This window comes from Mycobacterium sp., assembly GCF_049673265.1.
Classification (GTDB): domain Bacteria; phylum Actinomycetota; class Actinomycetes; order Mycobacteriales; family Mycobacteriaceae; genus Mycobacterium.
On sequence record NZ_JBATXN010000502.1, the window covers coordinates 1 to 2,958 of the forward strand.

The following is a 2,958-nucleotide window of genomic DNA, read 5'->3' on the forward strand; positions in this document are numbered from 1 at the left end:
GATATGAACGTCCACATCGACCCGGAATGGGGCCCGCCGAGCGGATCGCACGATGCGCTGACGGTGGCGTCAGATCAAGGCGCCGGACCGTTGGGCTTCGCCGGCACAGTGGTCAAGCAGACGGTCAGCGAAGCGGCGGGGTTGACGACATTAGCCGACGATCAGTTCGGCGGCAGTCCCACGATGCCGATGGTGCCGAGGAGCTGGAACGCCGACTAGGTCGGTGAAGCGCAAGAGGCTGAGCTCCGAGCAGTTTCGGCCTGTGGGCTCCCTGGCGATCAGGACCGCGCTACAGGCCGAAATCGCGCTGTTGGAATTCCTAAACCCACAGCCATGTGGTACTACTGTTAATGAAAATCATGTTCACCTGGGTCTGGAGTGGTCGTCATGGCGTTGCGCGTCGTTCCCGAAGGTCTTGAGGCTGCCAGTGCGAGCATCGAGGCGCTGACGGCACGGCTGGCGGCTGCGCATGCCGGCGCGGCCCCGCTGATCACGGCGGTGGTGCCGCCCGCCGCGGACCCGGTATCGCTGCAGAGTGCCGCCGGTTTCAGCGTCCACGGGTGCGCGCATGCGGCGGTGGCCGCTCAAGGTGTCGAGGAGCTCGGTCGCTCCGGCGTCGGGGTGGGCGAGTCGGGCGCAAGCTATGCGGCAGGCGATGCCGCGGCGGCCGCGTCGTATCACGGCGCCTGGGGCTGACGGATGACTGCACCGATCTGGATGGCTGCGCCGCCAGAGGTGCATTCGGCGTTGCTGAGCAGCGGTCCGGGGCCAGGGTCGTTATTGGCGGCGGCGCAATCGTGGAACTCGTTGAGTGCCGAATACTCCTCAGTGGCGAAGGAAATCAGTGCGGTGTTGGCGCAGGTGCAGGCAGGCGCGTGGCAAGGGCCGAGCGCTGAGTCGTTCGTCGCGGCGTACGTGCCCTACCTGGCGTGGCTGACGCAGGCCAGCACGGATAGTGCGTCGGCGGCCGCCCAACATGAGACAGTGGCCGCGGCCTACACCGCCGCACTGGCGGCGATGCCGACGATGCCTGAGCTGGCGACCAACCACGCGGTTCACGGGGTGTTGGTGGCAACGAATTTCTTTGGCATCAACACGATTCCGATTGCGCTCAACGAGGCCGACTATGTCCGGATGTGGGTTCAGGCCGCCACGATCATGGGCACCTACCAAACGGTCGCCGGCACGGCGGTGGCGGCGGCGCCCCCGACGTCCGCTGCACCGACGATCCAGAAAACCGACACGCAAACTGCGGCGTCCTCGTCGGCCGACTCGTCCAGCGACAATCCGCTGGGTCTTCCGCAGTGGCTGGTGCAGGATCTGCAAAACCTCGGTATCGGAAATAGCCAACTTGCACACGACCCGACGATCGACAACGCGTTCGACAACGCCATCGCGAACTTCCTGCAGAACTTCGGCTATAACTGGGACCCCGCCGCGGGGACCCTCAACGGAGCCACCTACGACACCTATACCAACCCCGGCCAAGCCGCGTTCTGGGTCGCGCGGGCCCTCGAACTGACCGAGGATTTCCAGCAATTCGGCCAAGAGTTGCTCACCAATCCGGTCGGCGCGTTTCAGTACCTGATCAGCCTCGAGCTGTACGACTGGCCCTTGCACGTCGCAGAAATCGGTACCTGGCTGGGCCAGAACCCGGCGTTATTCGCCGCGTTGGCGAGCCCGGCGATCGCCCCCGCCGGCGCAGGCTTGGCGGGATTGGCGGGCCTGGCTGGCATCCAGCCCGCGACCACGCTGCCGGCGCTGGCACCGGCTGTGGCTGCGCCTCCTGTGTTACCGGTTGCCGGGATGGCCCCAAATGTCCTCGGGTCGGTGGTCACGCCCGGGGCGGCGCCCGCCCCGTCTGTCGCGCCCACAACCGGCACGGTGGCCAGCCCGGCGCCACCGCCACCGCCGCCAGCGGCCGGTGGAGCGGGGTTTATGCCGCCGTATGTGATCGGGCCGCCCGGTATTGGGGTGGGTTCGGCGATGAGTGCCAGCGCTCGCTCCAGCGCCAAGAGCAAGACGCCGGAAGCGGAGACCGCCGTCGCGGCCGCCGCGGCGGCGGCGAAAAAGCAAGCTCGGGCGCGACGGCGTCGACGCGCACAACAGCGCGATCGCGCCGACGAGTTCGCGGATATGAATATCGATGTTGATCCCGACTGGGGTGTCGCGTCGACGACGGCCTCCGGCCAAAGTGCGGGAAACCTGGGTTTCGCCGGGACGGTGTCAAAGGACAGAACGCCGGCGGCGGGTTTGGCTACGCTTTCCGGTGATGCGTTCGGTGACGGTCCGCGGATGCCGATGCTGCCGGGCAGTTGGGACCCGGAGACGTCGGAGGCAGAAGATCGCAGCTGAGTGTTCTTGTGTGACAACGGTAGTCGACTAAGGAAAGGATTTGAGTTATGAGTATGTTGGATGCTCATATTCCGCAGTTGGTGGCGTCGCAGTCGGCGTTTGGGGCCAAGGCGGGGTTGATGCGCTCGACGATTGGTCAGGCCGAGCAGGAGGCGATGTCGGCGCAGGCGTTTCATGCCGGTGAGTCCGCGGCGGCGTTTCAGGCCGCTCATGCCCGGTTTGTGGCGGCGGCAGCCAAGATCAACAGCTTGCTGGATATCGCGCAGGCCAACCTTGGCGATGCGGCGGGGACGTATGTGGCCGCTGATTCGGCTGCGGCCGGCAGCTACCCGGGCTTTTAGACGCTGATTCGGCTTCGACGAAAGGGTTTGTGATGTCACAGATCATGTACAACTATCCGGCGATGCTGGCGCATGCGGCGGATATGGCCGGGTATGCGGGCACGTTGCAGGGGTTGGGTGCCGATATCGCCAGTGAGCAGGCGGCGTTGTCGGCGGGTTGGCAGGGCGATACCGGGATGAGTTATCAGGCCTGGCAGGCCCAGTGGAATCAGGCCATGGAGCAGTTGGTGCTGGCGTATCGCGCGATGGCCGGCACGCATGA

4 protein-coding genes and 1 pseudogene are annotated in these 2,958 nt (G+C 65.9%); all 5 read left to right on the plus strand.

All coding sequences use genetic code 11. The features are described from left to right. Nucleotides 1–219: pseudogene (locus tag WBF82_RS17320) on the plus strand (PPE family protein); the annotation flags it as partial. Between the two features lie 168 nt (nucleotides 220–387). Continuing rightward, entirely contained in the window at nucleotides 388–696 is a 309-nt protein-coding gene (locus WBF82_RS17325) for a PE family protein (RefSeq protein WP_424384195.1), read from the plus strand. 3 nt (nucleotides 697–699) lie between these two features. Next, entirely contained in the window at nucleotides 700–2,355 is a 1,656-nt protein-coding gene (locus WBF82_RS17330; RefSeq protein WP_424384196.1) for a PPE family protein, read from the plus strand. A gap of 47 nt (nucleotides 2,356–2,402) precedes the next feature. Next, nucleotides 2,403–2,696, plus strand: a complete 294-nt coding sequence (gene esxG / locus WBF82_RS17335) for a type VII secretion system protein EsxG (protein ID WP_424384197.1) — start codon at nucleotides 2,403–2,405, stop codon at nucleotides 2,694–2,696. 32 nt (nucleotides 2,697–2,728) lie between these two features. Next, nucleotides 2,729–2,958 (plus strand): WXG100 family type VII secretion target (locus WBF82_RS17340; protein ID WP_424384198.1); only part of this gene is annotated, 230 nt, incomplete at its 3' end.

What these genes read in the sequence shown, in the direction of transcription:
- WBF82_RS17325 (WP_424384195.1), top strand. Translation starts at nt 388, where the DNA reads ATGGCGTTGCGCGTCGTTCCCGAAGGTCTTGAGGCTGCCAGTGCGAGC.
- WBF82_RS17330 (WP_424384196.1), top strand. Translation starts at nt 700, where the DNA reads ATGACTGCACCGATCTGGATGGCTGCGCCGCCAGAGGTGCATTCGGCG.
- esxG (WP_424384197.1), top strand. Translation starts at nt 2,403, where the DNA reads ATGAGTATGTTGGATGCTCATATTCCGCAGTTGGTGGCGTCGCAGTCG.